This window comes from Variovorax sp. Root473, assembly GCF_001426505.1.
GTDB lineage: Bacteria > Pseudomonadota > Gammaproteobacteria > Burkholderiales > Burkholderiaceae_C > Variovorax.
Map to the genome: position 1 here is coordinate 1278173 of NZ_LMEV01000017.1, position 24305 is coordinate 1302477.

The 24305-nt window shown below is 67.6% G+C and carries 20 protein-coding genes; 4 read left to right on the forward strand and 16 right to left on the reverse strand.

The features are described 5' to 3' along the window. Positions 1-54: 54 nt before the first annotated feature. From ASD34_RS19355 to ASD34_RS19395, 9 genes are all read right to left on the reverse strand, one after another. A complete protein-coding gene (locus tag ASD34_RS19355) occupies positions 55-2058 on the reverse strand; it encodes an ABC-F family ATP-binding cassette domain-containing protein (RefSeq protein WP_056580472.1) in 2004 nt (667 codons plus the stop codon). 143 nt (positions 2059-2201) lie between these two features. After that, positions 2202-3083, reverse strand: coding sequence for a 50S ribosomal protein L3 N(5)-glutamine methyltransferase (gene prmB, locus ASD34_RS19360; protein WP_056580474.1), 882 nt, complete (start codon positions 3081-3083; stop codon positions 2202-2204). After that, positions 3080-4267: a succinyl-diaminopimelate desuccinylase gene (dapE, locus tag ASD34_RS19365; protein ID WP_056580477.1), complete on the reverse strand. Its 1188-nt coding sequence runs from the start codon at positions 4265-4267 to the stop codon at positions 3080-3082. The genes prmB and dapE overlap by 4 nt, the downstream gene beginning before the upstream one ends. 25 nt (positions 4268-4292) lie before the next feature. After that, a complete protein-coding gene (locus ASD34_RS19370) occupies positions 4293-5441 on the reverse strand; it encodes a PilT/PilU family type 4a pilus ATPase (RefSeq protein ID WP_056580480.1) in 1149 nt (382 codons plus the stop codon). A gap of 169 nt (positions 5442-5610) precedes the next feature. After that, on the reverse strand, positions 5611-6444 hold the full coding sequence (gene dapD, locus ASD34_RS19375) for a 2,3,4,5-tetrahydropyridine-2,6-dicarboxylate N-succinyltransferase (RefSeq protein WP_056580482.1): 834 nt from the start codon (positions 6442-6444) through the stop codon (positions 5611-5613). A 50-nt stretch (positions 6445-6494) separates the two neighbouring features. After that, positions 6495-7706, reverse strand: a complete 1212-nt coding sequence (dapC, locus tag ASD34_RS19380; protein ID WP_056580485.1) for a succinyldiaminopimelate transaminase — start codon at positions 7704-7706, stop codon at positions 6495-6497. Positions 7707-7759: 53 nt separating this feature from the next. After that, entirely contained in the window at positions 7760-8398 is a 639-nt protein-coding gene (locus ASD34_RS19385) for a LysE family translocator (protein ID WP_056580488.1), read from the reverse strand. A gap of 13 nt (positions 8399-8411) precedes the next feature. After that, positions 8412-9758 (reverse strand): amino-acid N-acetyltransferase, encoded by a 1347-nt coding sequence (argA, locus tag ASD34_RS19390; protein ID WP_056580490.1) that lies wholly within the window; start codon positions 9756-9758, stop codon positions 8412-8414. 42 nt (positions 9759-9800) lie between these two features. Further along, positions 9801-11831, reverse strand: a complete 2031-nt coding sequence (locus ASD34_RS19395; RefSeq protein ID WP_056580493.1) for an AAA family ATPase — start codon at positions 11829-11831, stop codon at positions 9801-9803. Positions 11832-12369: 538 nt separating this feature from the next. On the opposite strand from ASD34_RS19395, the gene hrpA reads away from it, so the two are divergent. Then, complete coding sequence (gene hrpA, locus ASD34_RS19400) at positions 12370-16212, forward strand: ATP-dependent RNA helicase HrpA (protein WP_235510185.1); 3843 nt, start codon at positions 12370-12372, stop codon at positions 16210-16212. A gap of 44 nt (positions 16213-16256) precedes the next feature. Here the strand turns inward: hrpA and ASD34_RS27195 are convergent, their stop codons facing one another. From ASD34_RS27195 to lptF, 7 genes are all read right to left on the reverse strand, one after another. Next, positions 16257-16415 carry a DUF3309 family protein gene (locus tag ASD34_RS27195; RefSeq protein ID WP_082548839.1) on the reverse strand — a complete coding sequence of 53 codons (159 nt, stop codon included), beginning with the start codon at positions 16413-16415 and terminating at the stop codon, positions 16257-16259. 125 nt (positions 16416-16540) lie between these two features. Then, positions 16541-16915, reverse strand: coding sequence for a hypothetical protein (locus ASD34_RS19405; RefSeq protein WP_056580499.1), 375 nt, complete (start codon positions 16913-16915; stop codon positions 16541-16543). Positions 16916-16943: 28 nt separating this feature from the next. Next, the gene (locus ASD34_RS19410; RefSeq protein ID WP_056580501.1) at positions 16944-18125 is read right to left on the reverse strand and encodes a pyridoxal phosphate-dependent aminotransferase; all 1182 of its coding nucleotides are present in this window, start codon (positions 18123-18125) and stop codon (positions 16944-16946) included. 31 nt (positions 18126-18156) lie between these two features. Continuing rightward, a complete protein-coding gene (locus ASD34_RS19415) occupies positions 18157-19098 on the reverse strand; it encodes a CysB family HTH-type transcriptional regulator (protein ID WP_056580504.1) in 942 nt (313 codons plus the stop codon). A gap of 63 nt (positions 19099-19161) precedes the next feature. Next, positions 19162-19536, reverse strand: coding sequence for a sirohydrochlorin chelatase (locus tag ASD34_RS19420; RefSeq protein ID WP_056580508.1), 375 nt, complete (start codon positions 19534-19536; stop codon positions 19162-19164). Continuing rightward, entirely contained in the window at positions 19533-20639 is a 1107-nt protein-coding gene (gene lptG, locus ASD34_RS19425) for an LPS export ABC transporter permease LptG (protein WP_056580510.1), read from the reverse strand. Before lptG ends, ASD34_RS19420 begins: the two co-directional genes overlap by 4 nt. Further along, complete coding sequence (gene lptF / locus ASD34_RS19430; RefSeq protein WP_056580511.1) at positions 20636-21781, reverse strand: LPS export ABC transporter permease LptF; 1146 nt, start codon at positions 21779-21781, stop codon at positions 20636-20638. The genes lptG and lptF overlap by 4 nt, the downstream gene beginning before the upstream one ends. Before the next feature lie 21 nt (positions 21782-21802). Between lptF and ASD34_RS19435 the strand changes: the two genes are divergently transcribed. Genes ASD34_RS19435 through ASD34_RS19445 form a run of 3 tightly spaced genes read left to right on the forward strand, consistent with a single transcriptional unit; the run spans position 21803 to position 24221 of the window. Beyond that, on the forward strand, positions 21803-23353 hold the full coding sequence (locus ASD34_RS19435; protein WP_056580514.1) for a leucyl aminopeptidase: 1551 nt from the start codon (positions 21803-21805) through the stop codon (positions 23351-23353). Further along, the gene (locus tag ASD34_RS19440) at positions 23350-23793 is read left to right on the forward strand and encodes a DNA polymerase III subunit chi (RefSeq protein ID WP_056580517.1); all 444 of its coding nucleotides are present in this window, start codon (positions 23350-23352) and stop codon (positions 23791-23793) included. Before ASD34_RS19435 ends, ASD34_RS19440 begins: the two co-directional genes overlap by 4 nt. Next, positions 23793-24221, forward strand: a complete 429-nt coding sequence (locus ASD34_RS19445) for a hypothetical protein (protein WP_056580520.1) — start codon at positions 23793-23795, stop codon at positions 24219-24221. Before ASD34_RS19440 ends, ASD34_RS19445 begins: the two co-directional genes overlap by 1 nt. Positions 24222-24305: the final 84 nt, after the last annotated feature.

Here is a 24305-nt window from a genome sequence, read left to right on the forward strand (position 1 = left end):
TGCTACCCGGCTCGCGCCGGCCGGCCGGTAGCCAGCCGCGCGCGGCCAGGGGGCTTAGGCGGCCAGCGCTTCGAGCTGGTCGGACAGTGCCAGCCAGCGCTCTTCGAGTTGCGCGATCTCGTCGTTGAGCGCCTTCAACCGCTTGCCGGCTTCGGCGATCTCGGCGGGCGGCAGCGGCTCGGCCAGTTTGGCTTCGAGCGTGCTGCGCTCGGTGCTGGCTGCCGTCATGCGCTCGTCGATCTTCGCGATCTCCTTCTTCAGCGGCTTGGCCTGCTCGCTGCGCTGCTGGCGTTCCTGGGCGTCCTGCTTGCGCTGCTCGGGGGTGTTGCTGCTCTTCACGGGCGCTGCTGCTGCGGCGGCCGCAGCAGCAGCAGCCACGGCGTCCGCCTCGCGCACGGCCACCTTGGCCTCTTCGCGCAGGCGCTTGGATTCGTCGAGCAGGTAGCGCTGGTAGTCGTCCAGGTCGCCGTCGAAGTCGGTGACGACACCACGGCCCACGAGCCAGAACTCGTCGCACACCGAACGCAGCAGCGCACGGTCGTGGCTCACCAGCATCAGCGTGCCTTCGAACTCGTTGAGCGCCACGGCCAGGGCCTCGCGGGTGGCCAAGTCCAGGTGGTTGGTGGGCTCGTCCAGCAGCAGCAGGTTGGGGCGCTGCCAGACCATCATCGCGAGCACGAGGCGGGCCTTTTCGCCGCCGCTCATGGTGCCCACGGGCTGCTTGACCATGTCGCCGCTGAAGTTGAAGCTGCCCAGGAAGCCGCGCAGGGCCTGCTCGCCGGTGGCTTCCTTGGCATTGCTGCCCAGCTCGCGCGCCATGCGCACCATGTGCTCCAGCGGGTTGTCCTGCGGGCGCAGCACGTCGAGTTCCTGCTGCGCGAAGTAGCCGATGTTCAGGCCCTTGCCTTCGGTGACCTGGCCGGCCAGCGCGCCCATTTCGCGCGCGATGGTCTTCACCAGCGTCGACTTGCCCTGGCCGTTGGCGCCCAGGATGCCGATGCGCTGGCCCGCCAGCACCGAGCGGCTGACACCGCGCAGGATGGTCTTGGGCGCTTCGCCTTCAACCTCATAGCCGAAGCTGGCGTTGTCGATCGAGAGCATCGGGTTCGGGATGTTGCCCGGCTCCTTGAACTCGAAGGTGAAGTCGGCCTCGGCCAGCAGCGGCGCGACCTTCTCCATGCGCTCCAGCGCCTTGACGCGGCTTTGCGCCTGCTTGGCCTTGCTGGCCTTGGCCTTGAAGCGGTCGATGAACTTCTGCAGGTGGGCGATCTTGTCCTGCTGCTTGCTGAATGCCACCTGCTGCTGCTCCATCTGCAGCGCGCGCATGTCTTCGAACTTGCTGTAGTTGCCGCCATAGCGCGTGAGCTGGGCGTTGGCGATGTGCAGCGTGACGTCGGTCACGGCGTCGAGGAACTCGCGGTCGTGGCTGATGACGATCATGGTGCCGGCGTACTTCTGCAGCCAGGCTTCCAGCCACACGAGGGCGTCCAGGTCCAGGTGGTTGGTCGGTTCGTCGAGCAGCAGCAGGTCGCTCGGGCACATCAGCGCGCGGGCCAGTTGCAGGCGCATGCGCCAGCCGCCCGAGAAACTGTTGACGGGCTCGTCGAGCTCGTGCGACTTGAAGCCCAGCCCCAGCACCAGCGCCTGCGCGCGCGGCACGGCGTCGTGCTCGCCGGCGTCGGCCAGGTCGGTGTAGGCGTGGGCCAGCTCCATGCCGATGTCGGCGTCGTCGGGGTTCTCTGCGTAGGCGGCCTCGATGGCGGCCAGCGTGGCGCGCAGCTCGGTCAGGCGGGTGTCGCCGCCGACCACGAAGTCGGTGGCCGACTCTTCGGTCTCGGGCATGTCCTGCGCGACCTGCGCCATGCGCCACTGCTTGGGAATGTAGAAGTCGCCGCCGTCTTCGTGCAGCGTGCCGTTGAACAGCGCGAACAGCGACGACTTGCCGGCGCCGTTGCGTCCCACCAGGCCGACCTTTTCGCCGGGGTTGAGATTGACGGTGGCGCCGTCGAGCAGTTTCTTGGCACTGCGGCGAAGAATGACGTTTTTGAGAGTAATCATGAAATAGGAACCGTAGGGGTGATTATCCCGCCCGGCCTTTGGCGAGCCGGCGCGAAGGGGCAAAGGCGGACATCACCCTGAGAAAGGTGGGCGCAGCGCGGGCGCTGCGCGCAAGGCTGTGAAGGGGGCTTGGGCAGGCGCCGCTAACGCACGCCGGCGCCGGCCAGTAGCGCCGTCCGGGTGACCAGCAACACCTGGTCTTCGCCGGCCGAGGTTTCGAGCCAGACCACCTCGAGCTGCGGAAACGCCGCCTCGAAGTAGTCGCGCTCGTTGCCGATCTCCAGCACCAGCACGGCCTGCTCGCTCATGCGGGCGGGCGCGTCGGCGAACAATTGCCGCACGAAGTCCATGCCGTCGGCGCCGCCGGCCAGCGCCAGTTCGGGCTCGGCGCGGTATTCGGCGGGCAGCGCAGCCATGCTGGCGCTGTTCACGTAGGGCGGGTTGCACAGTACGAGGTCGTAGGTGCCGGGCACGTTCTTCAGGCCGTCCGATTCGATCAACTTGATGCGGGCATCGAGCGCGTGGCGCGTGACGTTGATGGCGGCCACTTCGAGGGCTTGCACCGACAGGTCGGCCGCATCCACCGTCACATCCGGGTAGGTGAGCGCCGCGAGCACGGCGAGGCTGCCGTTGCCGGTGCACAGGTCGAGCACGCGCTGCGTGTGCTCGCCCAGCCAGTAGTCGATGCTGCCGTCGGCGATGAGCTCGGCAATGAAGCTGCGCGGCACGATGGCGCGCTCGTCCACGTAAAAGGGCACGCCCTGCAGCCACGCCTCTTTCGTGAGGTAGGCGGCGGGCTTGCGCGTGGCGATGCGTTCGTCGATGAGGGCCACGACCTTGGCAGCATCGGCCGGCGACACGGGGATGTCGGCCACGGCATCGATGTCGTCCAGCGGCTGCTTCAGGCGCCACAGCACGAGCCAGGCGGCTTCGTCGAAGGCGTTGGCGGTGCCATGACCGAACGCGACGCCGGCATCTTCGAGCCGCTTGGCGCCGGCCTCGATCAGTTCGATGACCGTGCTCATCGCGCGCCTTGGGCGAGCGCCGCGTCGAGCCGGCGCAGCGTGCGCAGGTAGATGTTCTTCAGCGTCTCGATCTCGGCGACCTCGATGTGCTCGTCGATCTTGTGGATGCTGGCGTTCACCGGGCCACACTCGACGACCTGCTTGCAGATCTTGGCAATGAAGCGCGCGTCGCTGGTGCCGCCACTGGTCGACAGCTCGGTGTCCAGGCCGGTTTCTTCGCGGATCGCCGCCTGCACCGCCGTGACGAGTTCGCCCGGCGTGGTCAGGAAGGGCAGGCCGCCGACGGTCCAGGCCAGCGTGCAGTCGACGCCGTGCGCGTCGAGCACGGCGTGCACGCGCTGCTGCAGCGACTCGGGCGTGGACTCGGTCGAGAAGCGGAAGTTGAAGTCGATCACCGCGCTGCCCGGAATCACGTTGCTCGCGCCGGTGCCCGCATGGAAATTGCTGATCTGCCAGCTGGTCGGCTGGAAGTAGGGGTTGCTTTGTGCGTCCCAGCCACCGGCGGCGTTGATCGCCACGAGTTCGGCCAGCGCAGGCGCCACCGCGTGCACCGGGTTCTTCGCCAGGTGCGGGTACGCGATGTGGCCCTGCACGCCGTTCACCGTGAGCTTGCCGCTCATGGTGCCGCGGCGGCCGTTCTTGATCATGTCGCCGCAACGCGCCACCGAGGTGGGCTCGCCGACGATGCAGTAGTCGATGGTCTCGCCGCGCGCGGCCAGCGCGTTGCAGACGATCACGGTGCCGTCGACGCCCGGGCCTTCTTCGTCGCTGGTCAGCAGCAGCGCCAGCGTAAGCGCCGGGTCGGGCTCGCCCTGCAGGAACTCTTCGATGGAGGTCACGAAGGCCGCGACCGAGGTCTTCATGTCGCAGGCGCCGCGGCCGTAGAGCTTGCCGTCGCGGTGCGTGGGCGTGAACGGGTGGCTGCTCCACTGGTCGAGCGGGCCGGTGGGCACCACGTCGGTGTGGCCGGCAAAGACCAGCGTTTTTGTCGACTTGCCGTTGGTGGGGCGACGCACGGCCCAGAGGTTCGTCACCCGGAAATCGGCCGGGCCGCTTTCGATGGTTTCCAGCGTGAAGCCCAGCGCGGCGAGACGTTCGCCCAGGATCTGTTGGCAACCCGCGTCGTCGGGGGTGACGGAAGGGCGCGAGATCAGTTGTTCGGCGAGCTGGAGCGTACGGGACATCGAGGGAGCGGGGATTAAGGGGCGGTCAGAACTTCACGTCGAGCGTGATGTCGGTGAAGGTGGGTTCGTCGAGCTGGTCGGTCAGGTCGCGATCCTCGGCCTGCTTCTTGGGCGCGTCGCGGTTCTGCAGGCGCCACATCAGGTTGGTGGGCGAGTCGGCGTTGGCCAGGCCTTCCTCGCGGGTCACGCGCTCCTCGGTGATGAGGCGGGCGATGTCTTCCTCGAAGGTCTGCGAGCCTTCGGCCATCGACTGCTCCATGGCCTCCTTGACGCCGGAGAAGTCGCCCTTTTCGATCAGGTCGGCCACCAGCGCGGTGTTCAGCATCACTTCGAGCGCGGGCACGCGGGCACCGGCCGGCGTGCGCAGCAGGCGCTGCGACACCACGGCGCGCAGCGCCGAGCCCAGGTCGCCCAGCAGGGTGGGGCGCACCTCGACCGGGAAGAAGCTCAGGATGCGGTTCAGCGCGCGGTAGCTGTTGTTGGCATGCAGCGTGGCCACGCACAGGTGGCCCGACTGCGCGTAGGCGATGGCGGCCGTCATGGTGTCGCGGTCGCGGATTTCGCCGATCTGGATCACGTCGGGCGCCTGGCGCAGTGCGTTCTTCAGGGCCACCTGCAGCGAGGTGGTGTCGCTGCCCACGTCGCGCTGGTTCACCAGCGATTTCTTGTTGGTATAGGTGAACTCGATCGGCTCCTCGACCGTGAGGATGTGGCCGCTGGCGTGCTCGTTGCGGTAGTCGAGCATCGAGGCCAGCGTGGTCGTCTTGCCTGCGCCGGTGGCGCCCACCATCAGGATCAGCCCGCGCTTTTCCATGATGAGCGACTTCAGGATGTCGGGCAGGTGCAGGTCGTCGAAGCTGGGGATGACCGAGGCGATGTGCCGCACCACCACCGCGTAGCTGCCGCGCTGGCGCATGGCGCTGATGCGATAGTTGCCGGCGCCTTCGAGGGCGACGGCCATGTTGAGTTCGCCCGTGTTTTCCAGTTCCTGGATGCGGGCTTCGGGCACCACTTCCGACAGCAGCGCCAGCGGCGCGGTCGGCGGCAGCACCTGCGCATTGATCGGCAGGCAGTTGCCGTTGATGCGGATCATCACCGGGGAGTGGGCCGAGAGGTAGATGTCGGAGGCCTTGCGCTCGGCCATCAAACGAAGAATCCGTTCCATCATGTTCATCGGTCTCTCTCCTCGGTTGTTCTCTGAATTATTCGCAGGCTGCGCAAGCACCGGATTCTTCGCGCGGAACGCCGCGGAACCGGCTTTGCCGGGCCGCTGGCGTTGCCCCCTGCAAGGGGGTGTGCGAAGCGACACGCAGTGCGCGCAGCATGGGGGTGTGCCTATAAGGTCAGTCGCGCAGCAGGTCGTTCAGGCTGGTCTTGGAGCGCGTCTGCGCGTCGACCGTCTTCACGATGACTGCAGCGTAGGTGCTGTAGTCCTGGCCCGACTTGGTCTTCTTGGGCAGGCTGCCGCTGATGACCACGCTGCCGGCGGGCACGCGGCCGTACGAGATCTCGCCGGTGTCGCGGTTGAAGATCGGGGTGCTCTGGCCCAGGTACACGCCCATGCCCAGCACCGAGTTCTCTTCGACGATTACGCCTTCGACGACTTCGGAGCGCGCGCCGATGAAGCAGTTGTCTTCGATGATGGTCGGGTTGGCTTGCAGCGGCTCGAGCACGCCGCCCAGGCCCACGCCGCCCGACAGGTGCACGTTGGCACCGACCTGTGCGCACGAACCGACGGTGGCCCAGGTGTCGACCATGGAGCCTTCGCCCACGTAGGCGCCGATGTTCACGTACGAGGGCATCAGGATCGCGCCCTTGGCGATGAAGCTGCCGCGGCGGGCCACGGCCGGCGGCACGATGCGCACGCCCGAGTCCTTCAGCTCGGCGGCCGACAGGTGCGAGAACTTGGTCGGCACCTTGTCGTAGAAGCCCAGCGAACCGGCCTGGATCTGCTCGTTGTCCTTCAGGCGGAACGACAGCAGCACGGCCTTCTTGATCCACTGGTGCACGGTCCACTGGCCCACGCCCTGGCGGGTGGCGACGCGCAGCTTGCCGTTGTTCAGCTCGGTGATCACGTGCTCGACGGCGTCGCGCACTTCGGCGGGGGCGGCGTTGATCGAGATGTTGGCGCGGTCTTCCCACGCGGCGTCGATGATTTGTTGCAGTTGCTGTGTCATGGAGAGAGTCTCGGGTGAAAAAGGGGGGCAGGGACGCGGGGCGACGGGGGTCAGCGGCGGCCGTCCCTGACGAACCGGACGATGCGCTGGGCGGCCTCGACGCACTCGGCGGTTTCGGCCACCAGCGCCATGCGGATGCGACCGCGGCCCGGGTTGGCGCTGTGGTCGGTGTCGCGCGCCAGATAGCTCCCCGGCAGAACCGTGACATTGTATTGAGCGTAGAGCGCGCGGGCGAAGGCTTCGTCGTCGCCAGCCCACACTTCGGGCACGCCGGCCCAGAGGTAGAAGCTGGCGTCGGGCAGGCGCACGTCGAGCGCGGATTCGAGCAGCGGCGTGACGGCCGCGAACTTGGCGCGGTACTGGGCGCGGTTGTCGACCACGTGCGACTCGTCGCCCCAGGCCGCGATGCTGGCGGCGGCCACGGTGCCGCTCATGGCGCTGCCGTGGTAGGTGCGGTAGAGCAGAAACTGCTTGATGAGGGCCGCGTCGCCGGCCACGAAGCCGCTGCGCAGGCCGGGTACGTTGCTGCGCTTCGAAAGCGAGGTGAGCGCGATGAGGTTCTTGAAGTCGGGGCGGCCGAGCTTCACCGAGGCTTCGAGGCCGCTCAGCGGCGGCTCGTCGCGGAAGTAGATCTCGCTGTAGCACTCGTCGGCGGCGATCACGAAACCGTGGCGGTCGGACAGCGCGAAGAGCTTGCGCCACTCGTCCAGCGGCATCACGGCGCCCGTGGGGTTGCCCGGCGAGCAGACGAACACGAGTTGCGTGCGTGCCCAGACGGCCTCGGGCACGCTGTCCCAGTCGACGGCGAAGTTGCGCGCGGGCACGCTGGGCACGTAGTACGGCTCGGCGCCCGAGAGCAGCGCCGCGCCCTCGTAGATTTGATAGAACGGGTTGGGAGACATCACCACCGGCTTCGGGTGGGCGCTGGCGTCGACCACGGTCTGGGCGAGCGAGAACAAGGCCTCGCGCGAGCCGTTGACCGGCAGCACCTGCGTGGCCGGGTCGAGTGTCAGGTTGTAGCGGCGATGCAGCCAGTCGGTGAACGAGGTGCGCAGTTTCAGCTCGCCGGCGGTGGCCGGGTAGGCGGCAAGGGCGCCGAGGCCGGCGCTCAGGGCGTCCTTGATGAAGCCCGGCGTGGCGTGCTTGGGCTCGCCGATGCCCAGGCTGATGGGCGCGAAGTCAGGGTTCGGGGTGACGCCGTGAAACAGGCGCTTCAGCCGCTCGAAGGGGTAGGGCTGGAGCTTGGAAAGCAGGGGATTCATGGGGTGGGATTATCGGCGACCGGCGCCGCCCGCTGCGGGCGTACGGGACCGGATCAGGTGCTGCCGCGCCGGTAGAACGCGAGCGAGCCCGCCAGCGCCAGCAGCATGCCGCCGCAGGTGCGGTCGATCCAGCGCGTGGCCGACACCGTGAGCAACCGGATCGCGCGTGCGCCGACGAAGGCATAGGCCAGCATCACCGCCATGTCCAGGCCCGCGAAGATCAGCGCAATGATCAGGTACTGCGGCGCCTGCGCGGCGACCGGGTCGATGAACTGCGGCAGCAGCGCCGAGCAGAAGATGTAGCCCTTGGGGTTGGTCACCGCCACCAGGAACGACTTGACGAAGATGCGCCGGCTTTCACCCACCGCCACGGTGGCCGCGCTGTCTGCATTCGGCAACTGGAAGCCGCCCTTGGAGCGCAGCATGCGCAGCCCGAGCCAGGCCAGGTAGGCCGCGCCCACCCACTTCAGCATCGAGAACCAGAACTCCGACGCCGCGAGCAGCGCGCCCAGGCCGAGCGCCACGGCGCCGACGAGCACGAAGTCGGACAGCACCGCGCCGAGCATGCCCGGCAGCGCCCGCCGCACACCGTGCCGCGAGCCGTTGCTCAGCGCCAGCAGCACCGTGGGGCCGGGCGTGGCGATGGCCGCGAAGGCCACGATGGCGAACAGCATTGCGGTGGCGAGCGTCATCGGGGCGCCTTTCTCAGATTTTCTTGACCAGCACCTGGCTCTTGCGGTCCCAGTTGTACTTGCGCTTGCGCGCCTCGGGCAGCCAGTCGGGGTTGACCTGCTGGAAGCCGCGCTTGAGGAACCAGTGCATCGTGCGCGTGGTGAGCACGAAGATGCTGTCCAGGCCCATGGCCTTGGCGCGGTGCTCGATGCGCTTGAGGATGCGTTCGCCGTCGCCCTGAGATTGCGACTGCGGCGACACCGTGAGCGCGGCCATCTCGGCGGTTTTCGCCTCGGGGTACGGGTACAGCGCCGCACAGCCGAAGATCACGCCGTCGTGCTCGATCACCGTGTAGTGGCCCACGTCGCGCTCGATCTCGGTGCGGTCGCGCTTGACCAGCGTGCCGTCGCGCTCGAAGGGCTCGATCAGCTGCAGGATGCCGCCGATGTCGTCCACCGTGGCTTCGCGCAGGCTCTCGAGCTTCTCGTCGATCACCATGGTGCCCACGCCGTCGTGCACGTAGATCTCGAGCAGCAGCGAGCCGTCGAGCGCGAACGGCAGGATGTGGTTGCGTTCCACGCCGCCCTTGCAGGCCTTCACGCAGTGCTGCAGGTAGAAGGCGGTGTCGGTCGGCTTCTGCGCGGGCGGCAGCGAGGCCAGCAGCTTCTCGGCGGCGGCCAGTGGCAGCTCGGTGTCGATCGGGTTGTCCTCGCTCTCGGGCAGCTCGCTGTCCACGCGGATGCCCGGCACTTCGGTCAAAAAGATCAGCTTGTCGGCCTGGATCGAGATGGCCACGCTGGTCGCCACTTCTTCCATCGTCAGGTTGAACGCCTCGCCGGTCGGCGAGAAGCCGAACGGCGACATGAGCACCATCGCGCCGAAGTCCAGCGTGCGGCGAATGCCGGCCGCGTCCACCTTGCGCACCAGGCCTGAATGCTTGAAGTCCACCCCGTCGACCACGCCCACGGGGCGCGCGGTGATGAAGTTGCCCGAGATCACGCGCACCGTCGAGCCGGCCATGGGGGTGTTCGGCAGGCCCTGGCTGAAGGCGGCCTCGATCTCGTAGCGCAACTGGCCCGCGGCCTCTTGCGCCGAGTCGAGCGCCACGGCGTCGGTGATGCGGATGCCGTGCGAGTACTTGGCCTCGTGGCCCTTGGCCGCGAGCTGTTCGTTGACCTGCGGTCGGAAGCCGTGCACCAGCACGATCTTGACGCCCATGCTCTGGATCAGGGCCAGGTCCTGCGCGATGTTCTGCAGCTTGCCCGCGGCGATGGCCTCACCCGCGAGCGCGACCACGAACGTCTTGCCGCGGTGCGTGTGGATGTAGGGCGCGACCGAGCGGAACCAGGGCACGAAGGTGAAATTGAAGACGGTGGACATGGGGCGTGATTGTGCATTCTTGGCAAGGTTTTGGTGCAGCGGTCATGCCAAGGCGCGCAGCAATCGGGCGGCCCCGGCCGCGGGCGGAGTGCCGCGGGCCTTGAAGGCTTCCAGTTGGTCGGCGTAAGTGTCCAGCGGCTCGACCGCCGCCTCGGCCGAGCCCGTCGGTGCGGTCGGCGTCAGCGGCAGCCCCAGCAGTCCCGCGAGCTCGTCCGGCGCAATCGAACCGTGCGCCATCAGCGCATCGACCACCGCCATGAAGGCGGTCGCGTGCGCTTCGAGCAGACCGAGCGCGCGCGTGTGTTCGCGCGCCAGAATCGCCTCGATCTCGCGGTTGGTGGCGGCCACGTCGGTGTTGAGGTTGTCGTTCGAATCGGTCGTCACGTCGGTGCGGCTCCAGCGCGTGCCGAAGCCCAGGTGGCGCACATGGCGCGCTGCCGTGGCGGTGGCCTGCATCAGGTCGCGCTCGGCGCCGGTGGTGCAGCCCGATTCGCCGAACACCAGCCGCTCGGCTGCGCGGCCGGCCAGGCTCACGCACACGCTGTCCAGCAGGTTGCGTTTGGACCACGCCTTGCGCTTCACGTAGCTGTTGTAGCCACCCTCGAACGAGGCCACGTTGATGCGGATCTCCTGCGGCGCGCGGCCGAAGAGCAGGGCGTACACCAGGCCATGGCCGGCCTCGTGCACCGCAAGCAGCGCACGGAAGTCGGCGTTGGCGCGCTGCTTGAGCCGGTTCAGCTCCAGCGCCACCGGGAACTCGCGCCGCGCCAGCCGGAAGCGCGCGACCAGGCGCGGGCCGCCGGGCGTGACCTCGCCGGGGTCGAGCATCAGCCACACAGGTTCGCTGCCGTGGGCGCCCTGTTCGAGCGCCCACAGCGCGGCGTTGACCAGCGTCGCGCTCAGGATCGCGTGGATCGACGAGAACAGCGGGCGCGTGCCTTGCGCCGGGAACACGGCGTTGGCGTAGATCTGCTCGTACACGCTCGCGTCGAGCACGAAGCGCACGCCCGAGCTTTCCTGGATCTCGCTCACGTAGCGGTCGCAGATCGACAGGATCAGGCGCACGTAGGTGGCGCGGCTGAACGACGGGTAGATCACGTGGTTGTTGCCCAGCCGCGCGACCTGCTCGGGCTTGAAGCGCTCGGCCAGCGCCTTCTTCACGTCGATGAGCGAGAGCTTCTTCGTCAGCGCGTGGAAGATGTCGGCGTCGGTGTCGCAGTCTTCCACCCGCTTGGCGGTCTCGGCGTACATCTCGTCGAGGTTGCCCGAGACGAAGACGAGCAGCTTGGAGTAGTCGGTTTCCCAGTGGTCCTGCGAGGCGCGGAAGGCGCGCAGCCGCGCCTGGATCTCGTCGGGCTTCCAGGTCATGATGTCGAGCAGCGATTCGCGCAGCTTCAGGCAGCGCTTGAACTCCTGCGCTTCCCAGGGCGAGAGCTGCAGGCGGCGCTTGCGCTTGGCTTTGCCAGTCTGGCCGGCCTTGGCGCCGTCTTCGTCGTCTTCTTCGTCGTCGTCATCGGTGCGGCGGTCCTGGTCGTACTCGGCCCAGGCCAGCGACGACTCGATCTCGCTGAGCACCGACAGCGACGGCGGCAGGCGACCGTCCGAGAGCAGCGCCCACACGTCCTGGTAGCGCTCCACGCGCGCTTCCTTGCCGTTGGCGTCCACGGTGCGAAAGCGCTGGAACTCGTCGAGCACGAGGATGCCGGGCGCACCCTCGGCGATGCCCGACTCGGCCAGCATGGCCGAGATGGAGCCGGCGGTGCGATGGCCCGAGCCGTGGCTGAAACCGTCCATCTGCACTTCGATGAATCGGTCGTAAAAGCCCAGGTGCTGCGCCAGCCGGCGCACGAGCTGCGTCTTGCCGGTGCCGGTCAGGCCCCACAGGCAGATGACGACCGGGCGGCTGATGAGCTGCGGCAGCACGTACCAGGCGCGCAGCGAATCGATCACGCGATCGATGATCTCGTCGATGCCGAACAGCTCGGCCTTCAGCGAATGGGCAATGGCCTGCAGGTGGCGCGTGCGCTCGGCCAGCGTGGCGTGCAGGTCACGGGAAATGTCTTGTTGCGACATGTGGTTCTTTTTCTTCGAATGATTCGGGGACACGGAAACAGGAATGCGGCCGCTTCTCCTCGCGAGATGCGAAGAGGGCGGGGTGCAGGCGCTGTGCGGGTCAGGCTGGCGCGCTTCGACCTGAACGGTGAAGCGCGAGCGGTGGGCGTTCAGTTCCGCGAAGGAAGCTGAAGCCGGCGCGCGGGGGCTTCGTCAGGCCGGGCGGGTCGCCTTGACCCCGCCACGTGCAGACACGTGGCTTGCGCAGCGGATGCGCATCGAGAGGGGGGCAAGGAAGGAGGTCATGGCCGCGATCGTAGCGGCGGCATGCGGTAGAGTAAAGAGTCTTTACGAAATTTCCTGCGTCACCCGCCGCCTGCGGCCTTGCTGTGGGCACCATGCAACAGCGACGGGGCCCCGCGATAATTGGCGGTTTGCCCGCCTGCCGCCGCGCGCAACGACCGACGACTGCCTTGCCTTGACGACCCTCACACCTCCCGCCCCCCTGCGCATCGAGTTCCCCGAATCGCTCCCGGTTTCCGGCCGGCGCGAGGAGATCATGGCCGCCATTGCGGCGCACCAGGTCGTGATCGTCTGCGGCGAAACGGGCTCGGGCAAGACCACGCAGCTGCCGAAGATCGCGCTGGCGCTCGGGCGCGGCAAGCTCAACGCCGAGCCCGGCAAGGGCCGCCTCATCGGGCACACGCAGCCGCGCCGCATTGCCGCCAGCTCGGTCGCCAAGCGCATCGCCGAAGAGCTGAAGACGCCACTGGGCGACGTGGTCGGCTTCAAGGTGCGCTTTCAGGATCGCCTGAGCCGCGATGCCTCGGTCAAGCTGATGACCGACGGCATCCTGCTGGCCGAGACGCAGACCGATCCGCTGCTCAAGGCCTACGACACGCTCATCATCGACGAGGCCCACGAGCGCTCGCTGAACATCGATTTCCTCTTGGGCTACCTGCGCGAGATTCTTCCGCGCCGGCCCGACCTGAAGGTGATCGTCACCTCGGCCACCATCGATGCCGACCGCTTCGCGCAGCACTTCGCTTCGGCGAAGGGGCCCGCGCCGACGATCATGGTGTCGGGCCGCACCTTCCCGGTGGAGCAGCGCTACCGTCCCTTCGAGGAATCGCGCGAACACGACCTGAACGACGCGATTGCCGATGCCGTCGATGAGCTCTGGCGCGACCCGCACAACGCGGGCGACATCCTGATCTTCCTGCCCGGCGAGCGCGAGATCCGCGAGGCAGCCGATCACCTGCGCCGTCATGTCAGCCACCAGCCGCTGTTTCGCAGTGCCGAAGTGCTGCCGCTGTTCGCGCGGCTGTCGGGCCCCGAGCAGGACCGCATCTTCGAAAGCCACCACGGACGGCGCATCGTGCTGGCCACCAACGTGGCCGAGACCTCGCTCACCGTGCCGGGCATCCGCTACGTGATCGATACCGGCACGGCGCGTGTCAAGCGCTACAGCTTCCGCAGCAAGGTCGAGCAGTTGCTGGTCGAGCCGATCAGCCAGGCCGCGGCCAACCAGCGCGCGGGCCGATGCGGGCGCGTGGCGAACGGCATCTGCATCCGGCTGTACGACGAGAAAGACTTCGCGGGCCGCCCGCGCTTCACCGACCCGGAAATCCTGCGTTCGTCGCTCGCGGGCGTGATCCTGCGCATGAAGTCGCTGCGGCTGGGCGATGTGGCGCGCTTTCCGTTCCTGGAGGCGCCGTCGCCGCGCGCCATCGCGGACGGTTACCAGCTGCTCAACGAGCTGGGCGCGGTCGATGACGGCAACGAGCTCACGGGCACCGGCGCCGAGTTGGCCAAGCTGCCGCTCGATCCGCGCGTGGGCCGCATGATTCTGGAAGCCCGCACGCGTGGCGCGCTCGAAGAAGTGCTCATCATTGCCTCGGCGCTCAGCGTGCAGGACGTGCGCGACCGCCCCATGGACGCGCAGCAGCAGGCCGACCAGGCGCACTCGAAGTTCGACGACGAGAAGAGCGAGTTCAGCGGCTACCTGCGGCTGTGGAAATGGATCGCCGACGCGCGCGGCGGCCACGGTGCCGCGCCGCGCGGTCGCGTGGCGCCTTCTGGCGCATCACCTGTGATGGGGGCCGAAGGCCCTCATCACAAGCTCAGCAACCGCCAGTACGAGCAGCTGCTGCGCCAGAACTTCATCAACATCCGCCGCGTGCGCGAATGGCGCGACATCCATTCGCAGCTGCTCACGGTGGTCACCGAGCACAAGTGGCGCATCAACGCCACGCCGGCGGGCTACGAGCCGCTGCACCTGTCGATGCTCGCGGGCCTGCTCGGCAACGTGGGCTGGAAGCTGGAAGACGAGGAAGCGTATCTCGGCGCGCGTGGCATCAAGTTCTACAAGCACCCGGGTGCGCACCTGAAGAAGAAGCCCGGCCGCTGGATCGTCGCGGCCGAACTGGTCGAGACCACGCGCCTGTTCGGGCGCGGCATTGCCAACATCGAGCCGCAGTGGCTCGAACAGGTGGCGGGGCACCTGCTGAAAAAGCAGCTGCTCGACCCGCACTGGGAGAAAAAGGGCGCGCAGGTCTCGGCGCTGGAGCGCGCGACGCTCTACGGCCTGGTGGTCTACAGCGGGCGGCGCGTCGACTTCACGCGTGTCGACCCGGTCGCCGCGCGCGAGATCTTCATCCGCGAAGCACTGGTCGGCGGGCAATGGGAAAGCAAGTTCCCGTTCCTCACGGCCAACCGCAAGCTGGTGCGCGAGGTCGAAGGGCTGGAGCACAAGGCGCGCCGGCAGGACGTGCTGGTCGACGACGAACTGATCTTCGCCTTCTACGACGCGCAGCTGCCACCCGACGTGGCCAGCGGCATCACCTTCGAGAACTGGTACCGCCACGCCTCGAAGGACCAGCCGCGCCTGCTGTACCTCACGCGCGACGAGCTCATGCGCCACCAGGCGGCTGGCATCACGACGCAGTCGTTCCCGCCCACGCTGCGCCTGGGTGGCGTCGACTGCGCGGCGAGCTATCTGCACGAACCGGGCGATGCGAAGGACGGCCTCACGGTCAGCGTGCCGCTGTTCGTGCTCAACCAGGTGAACGAGGAGCGCTGCGAGTGGCTGGTGACGGGCATGCTCAAGGACAAGATCCAGGCATTGCTCAAGAGCCTGCCGCAGCGCCCGCGTTCGCGGCTGGTGCCGCTGCCCGAGTCGGCCACGAAGCTGGCCGAGGAGCTGTCGGCGCCCGAGCTGTTCGGCACCGGCTCGCTCACCGACGTGCTGCTCAAGCGCGTGCGCGACCTGACCAGCATCGACGTGAAGCGCGCCGATTTCAAGCTCGACATGCTGCCGCCGCACCTGTTCATGAACCTGCGCGTGGTCGACGAGCACGGCCGCCAGTTGGGCATGGGCCGCAACCTTGGTGCGCTGAAGGCCGAGCTGGGCGCGCAGGCACGCGGCGCTTTCCAGGCGCTCGCGGGGCTCAACGTGAAGGCGTCGCCGACTCCCAAGGCTGCGCCCGCAAATGACGGTCGGGCACCAGCGAAGAACGCCGCACCCGAGAAGGCCACGCCCGCGCTGCCCGCCGGCCAGCGCTACACGACCTGGACCTTCGGCGAACTGCCTGAACTGATGGAAGTGCGACGCGGTTCGCAATCGCTCATCGGCTTCCCGGCCCTGCGCGACGAGGGCGATGCCGTGACCATCGAGGTGTTCGACGAGCCCGCCGTGGCCGCCGCGAAGCACCGCGCCGGCCTGCGCCGCCTGTTCGCGCTGCAGCTGAAGGACGCGCTCAAGTACCTCGAGAAGAACATCCCCGACCTGCAGAAGATGTCGGTCGCCTACATGCCGCTGGGCACGTCGGAAGAACTGCGCACGCAGATCATCGACGTGGCGATCGACCGCGCGTTCCTGCAGGAGCCGCTGCCGACCGACGAGTTCGCGTTCAAGAAGCGGCTGGAAGAAGGGCGCGGGCGGCTGACGCTGATCGCCAACGAGGTGGCGCGGCTCGCCGGCGTCATCCTCGTGGAATACGCGGCGGCCGCGCGCAAGATCAAGGACACGAAGATCCAGCCCGAGGCGGTGCAGGACGCGGCGCAGCAGTTGCAGAAGCTCGTCGGCAAACGCTTCATCGCCGATGCGCCCTGGACGCAGCTGCAGCACTTTGCGCGCTACCTGAAGGCGATCGTTTTGCGCCTGGACAAGCTGCGTGCCGACCCCGCACGCGACGCCGCCAAGCTGGCCGAACTGAAGCCGCAGGACCAGCGCTACTGGCGCCTCGTGGCCGAACGCAAGGGCGTGGTGGACGATCGCATGCTCGAGTTCCGCTGGCTGCTCGAAGAGTTGCGCGTGAGCTTCTTCGCACAGGAACTGCGCACGCCGCAGCCGGTGAGCGTGAAGCGTCTCGACAAGGCCTGGGCGCAGCTTCAGGCATGAAAAAAGCCCGCGGCGACGCGGGCTTTTTCATTGAAGGGCGGCGGCTATATGCGACCCATGAGCACGAGGATCACCACGATCAGTACCACCAGCCCGAGGCCGCCACTGGGCCCGTAGCCCCAGGACCGGCTGTAGCCCCAGCTCGGCAGCGCGCCGATCAGCAGCAGGATCAGGACGATCAGCAGAATGAACGAGAGGGACATGGTTTTCTCCTGGGACGTTTGTTGTTACGAGCTTTCATGCTCGACGTCCGGAGGCGCCGCAAGCGCCGGAGAGCCGCCCCTTCGGCGGTCAGGACTGTCCTACCGTGCGCGTCGGCGTTTGGCTTTCAGCCTCGCACGAATTCGATCGACAAGGTGCCCACGGCTGCGAGAACGAGGCTTATCGCCAGGAATGCCGCGGCCCCCAGCGTGCAGAGCAAAGCCCGTTGCCAAGGGCGTGTGCGGAAGAAGTAGACCGGAACGCCCAGCACCGGAAAAACGCCTGCGAGCAGTGCGGAGCGGCCGGGTGCGGGCACGCCGCGCGCGAGGCCATCGGCCCGGCACCACGTGTAGCACAGCGCCGAGATCAGGAACACATGCACCACGTCGAACGCCGTGTAGTCCTTGCCCCGCACTGGCGCCACGAAAGCATCCGCCACGCCCACCACGAGGAACGAGAGGGCCAGGGCCAGCAGGATCCAGCGCGGCCGGCTCATCGTCATCGCGGCGCCCGGATCGTGCCCGCTGGCGTCAGAGCTTCGCGAGCCGATCGAGCGCGGCGAGCAGCGTCTCGTCCTTCTTGGCGAAGCAGAAGCGCACCACGCGCTGGTCGAAGCCGTCGCCGTAGAAGGCCGACAGCGGGATCGCCGCCACGCCGATCTCGCGCGTGAGCCAGAGGCAGAACTCCGATTCCGACAGGTCGCTCACCGCCGAGATGTCCACGCACTGGAAGTAGCTGCCCTCGCTGCGCAGCAGCTTGAAGCGGGTCTTCTCGGCCAGGCCAGCCGCGAACAGGTCGCGCTTGCGCTGGTAGAAGGCCGGCAGCTCCAGGTAGGGCTCGGGCTGCGCCATGTACTGCGCCAGTGCGTGCTGCATCGGCGTGTTCACGGTGAACACGTTGAACTGGTGCACCTTGCGGAACTCGGCCATCAGCGGCGCGGGCGCGGCCACGAAACCGACCTTCCAGCCGGTGACGTGATACGTCTTGCCGAAGCTGCTGACGATGAAGCTGCGCGCCGCCAGGCCGGGGAAGCGCGCCACGCTTTCATGGCGCGCGCCGTCGAACACCATGTGCTCGTAGACCTCGTCGCTGATCACGAACACGTCGGTGGGCGCGAGCAGGTCTTCGAGCTTTCGCATCTCGGCCTCGGTCCAGACCGTGGCGCTCGGGTTGTGCGGCGTGTTGATGATGATCGCGCGCGTCTTCGGCGTGAGCGCGGCGGCGATCTTGTCGAAGTCGGGACGGAAGGTGCCGGGCACGAGCGGCACGCGCACGACCTTGCCGCCGGCCAGGTCGATGTTGGGCACGTAGCTGTCGTAGCAGGGCTCCAGCACGATCACTTCGTCGCCGGGCCGCACGAGGGCCAAGATGGCGGTGATGATGGCCTGCGTGGCCCCGGCCGTGACCGTGATCTCGGTCGCGGCGCTGTAGCTGCGGCCGTAGAGCGCTTCGATCTTGGCGGCGATGGCATCGCGCAGCGACGCAATGCCCGGCATCGGCGGGTACTGGTTGTGGCCGGCCGCCATGGCGGCGGTCACGTCTTCGAGCAGCTTCGGGTCACAGTGGAAATCAGGGAAGCCCTGGCCGAGGTTCACGGCATTCTTCTCGGCCGCGAGCGTGGACATCACGGTGAAGATGGTGGTGCCGACAGCCGGCAGCTTGGTGGTGATCTCGGGCGTGCGGGGAGAAGACGAAGGGGTGGCAGTGCTCATGGTCGGTCGTCGCGGGGGAAAAAGCGAAAGGTCAGAGTTCGTAATCTTGTTGATGGCCGCTCAGGGCCTTCGCGATCAGGTTGCGGTCGAGACGGTCGCTCAGCAGCTCGGCGAACTTGAAGACGAAGTTGCGCAGGTAGGCGCTGCGCTTGAAGGCGACGCGTGCGATGTTCTGGCCGAACACGTGGCCCATCGGGCGCACCACGAGGTCGGCGTTCGACTCGTCGCGCACGGCCATCTCGGCCACGATGCCCACGCCCAGGCCCAGGCGCACGTAGGTCTTGATCACGTCGGAATCGATGGCTTCGAGCGCGATGCGCGGCGTGAGCTTCTTCTGCGCGAAGGCGTGGTCGATGCGCGTACGGCCGGTGAACGACGGGTGGTACGTGATGATCGGCTCGAGCGCCAGGTCTTCAAGCGACACGCGCTCCTTGGCGGCCAGCGGATGGTCCTTGGGCAGCACCAGCACGTGCTGCCATTCGTAGCAGGGCAGCGTGACCAGTTCGGCATAGCCGTCGAGCGATTCGGTGGCGATGCCGATCTCGGCGATCTCGTCGATCACCATGCGCGCCACCTGGTCGGGCGAGCCCTGGTGCAGGCTCACGTTGACCTTCGGGTAGGCCTCGCGCAGGTTGGCCACAGGCACCGGCAGCACATAGCGCGCCTGCGTGTGGGTGGTGGCGATGGAGAGGGTGCCGCTGTCCTGCGCACTGAACTGCTCGCCGATGCGCTTGAGATTGCCCACCTCGCGCATGATGAGTTCGATGCTCGCGATGACGTGCTGGCCGGGTTCGGTGATGCGCTTCAGGCGCTTGCCGTGGCGGGCGAAGATCTCGACGCCGAGTTCTTCCTCGAGTTCGATGATCGCCTTGGAGACGCCGGGCTGCGAGGTGTGCAGTGCCTTGGCCGCCTCGGTGAGGTTCAGGTTGCGCCGCACGGCTTCCTGAACAAACTTGAACTGGTGCAGATTCATATCAAATTCCGTCTTATTGCGGAATTCATTATGCCTTTGAAGTCTATAAAAATGACCCGGACTTCAGGATTTGATGGCAAGCCGGGCCAGCAAAGCGACCAGTTCAGGCGATTCGCCGACGATGGGCGCCAGCAAGAACGCAACCTCGGGCCAACGCCGGCGCAGGGCATCGAGCTGCAGCGGCAAATCTTCGCGGGCGTGCTTGCCCATGCCCAGGAACAGCGGCACCACATGGACGGCGGTGGCGCCATCGGCAATCAGTGCGGCGGCGGCGGTGAGCAGGTCGGGCGCGGCCAGTTCCATGTAGGCGCAACTCACGCGCACGGTGGGGTCGTCCTCGCGCATGCGGGCAGCAACGGCCTCGATGGGCTCGCGCCAGCGCGCGTCGCGCGAGCCGTGCGCCAGCAGCACCGTGCCCCGCAGCGACGGCGCGGTCATCGCCTGAGAACCAGCCAGCTGAAGGCTGTGAGCGAGAGCACCGAATAGATGAGTCCCGGCGCCGCCGCCGTGAGCCAGGGCGACCAGTTGCTGAGGTTGCCGAGATAGCCGAACACGTTGTTCAGCAGGAAGAAGCTGATGCCGATCATCACGCCGCCGAACACGTAGGTCGTGATGCCGGCCTGGCGGAAGTGCAGGTAGGCGAAGGGCAGGGCGAGCACCACCATCACCAGGCACGACAGCGGATAGAACACCTTGCGCCAGAACTCGATCTCGTAGCGCTGCGCGGTCTGCCCGTTGGCGTTCAGGTGCCGGATGTAGTCGAACAGGTCGATGGTGCTCATGCGGTCGGGCCGCAGCAGCGCGACCGACACCATTTCGGCGGTGAGCGAGGTGGGCCAGTCCATCGTCTCGACATGGGTGGTCGTGATGCGGGCCTTGTCCGCGGCGCGGGTTTCGTAGTCCTGCTGCTCGACTTCGGACAGCACCCAGCGGTCCTCGTGGATGCGCGCCGACTTGGCCATGAGCTGCTTGCTCACGTAGCCGTTGCCGTCGAACTCGAAGATGCGCGTGTTCTGCAGCGTGCCGTCGCGCGAAATCGACAGCACGTTGACCGCGTACGACGTGTCGCCGCGCTTTTCCTTGAGCCAGGCGCCGGTGTTGCCCACCAGCGAATAGGTGCCCTGGTAGCGCGACTTGAGCAGCTGCCCGGTGCGCCCCGACAACGGCGCGATGTAGTCGCCGATGGCAAAGGTGAGCACCACGAAGCCCAGCCCCAGCAGCAGCAGCGTGCGCAGCGCGCGCCACGGTCCCAGGCCGCTGGTGCGCAGGATGGTGTATTCGGAGCTTTGCGCCAGCCGCGCCATCACGAAGATGCAGCCAATCAGCACCGTGATCGGCAGCAGTTCGTACAGGTGGCTGGGCACCAGCAGCAGCACGTAGATCAGCGCCTGCACCGGGCCGTAGGCCAGGCTTTCGGGCTTGCCCACGGACTGCAGCTCGTCGACGAAGTCGAAGAAGAAGAACAGGCTCAGGAAGCCGAGCGTCACGAAGGCCACGGCCTTCAGTGCCTCGACATAGATCAGTCGGCGGATGGTTTTCACGAGGACGGGTCGATGCGGGAAGGCGGCACGGCCGGCGGGTCGCCCGCGGTGGCTGCGCCGGCGCGGGCCTGGCGGCGGGCCGACCAGTTGTTGTTGCGCAGCGTGAGCCAGGCCGTGGCGAACAGGAACACGCCGCCGTGCAGCAGCAGCATGAAGGAGCCCATGCCGTAGCGGCCCGAGCTGATCCAGCTCTGGCCCAGGTTCAGCAGGTTGTAGTAGACGACGAAGGCGAACAGCGCAAACACGAGGTTGCCGCTGCGCCCCACGCGCGGGTTGACGCTGGACACCGTCAGCGCCAGCAGCACGAAGTTGATGGCGGCCAGCAGCATGCCGAAGCGCCAGCCCAGTTCACCCATGCTCGCGTCGCTGGGGTCGCGCATCAGCGAGAGCGTGGAGCGCGCGCGCGTGGGCGTGCTGTCGCCGGTGGCGTTCGAGCTGCCGCCGGCGCGCGTACCGTAGGTCTTGAACTCGCTGATCTTGAGGCCGGTGGCTTCGAACAGCGGGCGCTCCAGGCGCTGGCCGTTGCTCAGCAGCAGGAAGCGGTGGTTGTCGATGTCCTCGATGCGGCCGCTGCGCGCCGAGGTGGTGATCTGCAGGCCGCGCTCGACGGCCCAGATGAACACGTTGGTGGCGGTGGCGCCGTCGGGCGTGTCCTTGTCGATGAAGAACACGCGCAGCCGGCCCGAGGACTCGCGGAACTCACCCGGCGTCACGCGCTCGATGTCGCTGCGCGCCTCGTACTGCTGGCGCATGCCGATGGTCTGCGAGTTGGCCCAGGGCCAGCCCACCAGCGCCATGACCGCGATGAGCAGCAGCACCGGCCAGGCGAATCGGAACAGCGGCTGGACGAAATCGGCCAGGCCGCGCCCGCTGGAGAACCAGATCACCATTTCGCTGTCGCGGTACATGCGAGAGAGCGTGCCGACGATGGCGATGAACAGGCTCAGGCTCAGGATGGTCGGCATGTAGCCGAGCACCGTGTACGCCATCACGAGGAACACCTCCTGTGGGTTCACGCTGCCCTTGGACGCCAGCCCGAGCGTGCGGATGAGCATCATGGTCATCACGATGGTGACCAGGACGACGAGGGTCGCTCCGAAGCTGCGCGACAGCTCCTTGCGTAGGGAAGAATGGAATAACATCGTTCGAGGAAAAAAAGGATTATGGACTTTCAACTCAAGACCCTCACCGTCGCCCAGGCCGCCGCCGAGAAATCCGACCTCCTCATCGTGCTGGTCGGCAGCGCTCTCCCCACCGCCAAAGACCCTGTTTCCGTGCTCGCCGCCAGCGCCCGCAAGGCCGGCGACCTGCCCGACAAGGCCGGCAAGCTGCTCGCGTTGTATCGCCCCGAGGCCGTGGTGCCCTCGCGCGTGCTGCTCGCCGCCATCGGCGACGGCAAGGCTGTCTCGGTGCGCAGCGCCGTGAGCGCGGCGGTTTCAGCGGCCAAGGCCAACGGACCCAAGCGCGTGGTGATCGTCTTCGCGCAGCCGGCCGACGCGGCCGCGGTCGCTGCGGCCGTCACGGCCGCGGCCGACGCCAGCTATGTCTACACCACGACCAAGTCGAAGGCCGAGCCGCGCAGCATCCGCCTCCTGACGCTGGGCGTGCCCGACGCCGCCACGGCCGTCAGCAAGGCTTTCGACGACGCCCGCGCCACGGTCGCCGGCATCGAGCTGGCCAAGGAGTGGGGCAACCGTCCCGCCAACCATGCCACGCCCACGCTGCTGGCCGAAGCCGCCAAGGGATTGGCGAAGCTGCCGCGCATCAAGTGCGAGGTGCTGGGGCCCAAGGAAGTCGAGAAGCTCGGCATGGGCGCGTTCGCCGCCGTGGCCCAGGGCTCGGCCGAGCCGCTGCGCTTCATCGTGCTGCGCTACCAGGGCGGCGCCAAGGACGAGGCCCCCGTGGTGCTCGTGGGCAAGGGCATCACCTTCGACACCGGCGGCGTCTCGCTCAAGCCCGCGGCCGAGATGGACGAGATGAAGTTCGACATGTGCGGGGCAGCGAGCGTGCTCGGCACCTTCCGCGCGCTCGGCGCCATCCAGCCGGCGATCAACGTGGTCGGCCTCATTCCCTCGTGCGAGAACATGAACGACGGCAAGGCCGTCAAGCCCGGCGACGTGGTCACCAGCATGAGCGGGCAGACCATCGAGATCCTGAACACGGACGCCGAAGGCCGGCTGATCCTGTGCGACGCGCTCAGCTATGCCAAGCGCTTCAACCCCGCCGCCGTCATCGACATCGCGACGCTCACGGGCGCCTGCGTGGTGGCACTGGGCGGCGTGCGCAGCGGCCTGTTCGCGAGCGACGAGCCGCTGGCCTCGGCGCTCGAATCGGCCGGCGAAGCCTCGCAGGACCGTTGCTGGCGCCTGCCGCTGGACGACGACTACGCCGAAGGCCTCAAGAGCAACTTCGCCGACGTGGCCAACATCGCCGGCCGTGCCGGCGGCGCAATCACGGCGGCCAAGTTCCTGCAGCGTTTCACGGCCGACTACGCCTGGGCGCACCTGGACATCGCGGGCACGGCCTGGAAGGGCGGGGCGGCCAAGGGTTCGACCGGCCGACCCGTCGGCCTGCTGGTGTCGTACCTGACGAACCGTGCCGGCAGCAGCAATGCGGCTGCTGCACCGAAGGCCGAGAAGGCCGCCAAGCCGGCGAAGACAGCCTCGCCCAAGGCCCCGGCCAAGCCGGCCCGAAAGGCCCGGTCCGCGCAGTGACCGACATCGGCTTTCACTACAACGCGCCGGACAAGCTCACCTACGCTTGCCGGCTCGTTCGCAAGGCCGTGAACACGCGCGGCCTGCGCGTGGTGGTGGTGGGCGATGCGCGCGCGCTCGACACGGTCGATGCCGCACTCTGGCAGCTGTCGCCGGTCGACTTCGTCGCGCACTGCCGCGCTGATGCGCCAGCCCATGTGATCGCGCGTTCGCCCGTCATTCTGTGCGCCGAAGGTGCGGACGCGTCTTCGCTGCCGCATTGCGAGATGCTGGTCAACCTCGGCCTCGAAGTGCCCGCCGGCTTCGAGCGCTTCGAGCGCATGATCGACATCGTGAGCGACGAGGCCAACGACCGCCAGGTCGGCCGCACGCGCTGGCGCCATTACGCCGACCGCGGCTACGCGATCCAGCCGCACGATTTCGCAAGGAGCGCTTCCTGATGGCCAGCACGCTGCGAACGCCGCCGCGGTTCGTCCCCACGCTGACGACCGTGCTCGAGATTCCGGCCGAGCCCGTGCCGGTCGCCGAGACGGTGCGACCTACGGGCGCACCGGTGTCGCAGCCTGCGCCGCCCGAGCCTGCGAGCGCTGTTGCGTTGTCGCCTTCGGCGTCGCTCACGCCGGCTGAAATCGTCAGCCTCGAAGAGCAGCTGCTGCACCGCGTATTGCAGCGTGTCGACCTGTCGCTCGAAGAGCGATTGAGCGACGCCGTGTCAGCTGCCGTTCAGCATCAACTCGACGAAATGGTGCCGCGTCTGCGTGGCGAAATCGAGGCCGTGCTGCGTGCGCTCGTCATCGAATCCATGGCCGCTGAACTCTGTGAAAACACAGGGGAAAACACAGGGTCTACGCCAACTTCCGGCGCATAAATCCTCGGCTAAACTGCGCCGCAGGTCGGAAGGGCGTGAGGGTGCCGCTGGTCTGCGGCGCGAAACTTGCGTGGTCTGAACGCC

What these genes read in the sequence shown, in the direction of transcription:
- ASD34_RS19355 (WP_056580472.1), bottom strand. Translation starts at nt 2,058, where the DNA reads ATGATTACTCTCAAAAACGTCATTCTTCGCCGCAGTGCCAAGAAACTG.
- prmB (WP_056580474.1), bottom strand. Translation starts at nt 3,083, where the DNA reads ATGAGCACGGTCATCGAACTGATCGAGGCCGGCGCCAAGCGGCTCGAA.
- dapE (WP_056580477.1), bottom strand. Translation starts at nt 4,267, where the DNA reads ATGTCCCGTACGCTCCAGCTCGCCGAACAACTGATCTCGCGCCCTTCC.
- ASD34_RS19370 (WP_056580480.1), bottom strand. Translation starts at nt 5,441, where the DNA reads ATGAACATGATGGAACGGATTCTTCGTTTGATGGCCGAGCGCAAGGCC.
- dapD (WP_056580482.1), bottom strand. Translation starts at nt 6,444, where the DNA reads ATGACACAGCAACTGCAACAAATCATCGACGCCGCGTGGGAAGACCGC.
- dapC (WP_056580485.1), bottom strand. Translation starts at nt 7,706, where the DNA reads ATGAATCCCCTGCTTTCCAAGCTCCAGCCCTACCCCTTCGAGCGGCTG.
- ASD34_RS19385 (WP_056580488.1), bottom strand. Translation starts at nt 8,398, where the DNA reads ATGACGCTCGCCACCGCAATGCTGTTCGCCATCGTGGCCTTCGCGGCC.
- argA (WP_056580490.1), bottom strand. Translation starts at nt 9,758, where the DNA reads ATGTCCACCGTCTTCAATTTCACCTTCGTGCCCTGGTTCCGCTCGGTC.
- ASD34_RS19395 (WP_056580493.1), bottom strand. Translation starts at nt 11,831, where the DNA reads ATGTCGCAACAAGACATTTCCCGTGACCTGCACGCCACGCTGGCCGAG.
- hrpA (WP_235510185.1), top strand. Translation starts at nt 12,370, where the DNA reads ATGGCCGCCATTGCGGCGCACCAGGTCGTGATCGTCTGCGGCGAAACG.
- ASD34_RS27195 (WP_082548839.1), bottom strand. Translation starts at nt 16,415, where the DNA reads ATGTCCCTCTCGTTCATTCTGCTGATCGTCCTGATCCTGCTGCTGATC.
- ASD34_RS19405 (WP_056580499.1), bottom strand. Translation starts at nt 16,915, where the DNA reads ATGACGATGAGCCGGCCGCGCTGGATCCTGCTGGCCCTGGCCCTCTCG.
- ASD34_RS19410 (WP_056580501.1), bottom strand. Translation starts at nt 18,125, where the DNA reads ATGAGCACTGCCACCCCTTCGTCTTCTCCCCGCACGCCCGAGATCACC.
- ASD34_RS19415 (WP_056580504.1), bottom strand. Translation starts at nt 19,098, where the DNA reads ATGAATCTGCACCAGTTCAAGTTTGTTCAGGAAGCCGTGCGGCGCAAC.
- ASD34_RS19420 (WP_056580508.1), bottom strand. Translation starts at nt 19,536, where the DNA reads ATGACCGCGCCGTCGCTGCGGGGCACGGTGCTGCTGGCGCACGGCTCG.
- lptF (WP_056580511.1), bottom strand. Translation starts at nt 21,781, where the DNA reads ATGTTATTCCATTCTTCCCTACGCAAGGAGCTGTCGCGCAGCTTCGGA.
- ASD34_RS19435 (WP_056580514.1), top strand. Translation starts at nt 21,803, where the DNA reads ATGGACTTTCAACTCAAGACCCTCACCGTCGCCCAGGCCGCCGCCGAG.
- ASD34_RS19445 (WP_056580520.1), top strand. Translation starts at nt 23,793, where the DNA reads ATGGCCAGCACGCTGCGAACGCCGCCGCGGTTCGTCCCCACGCTGACG.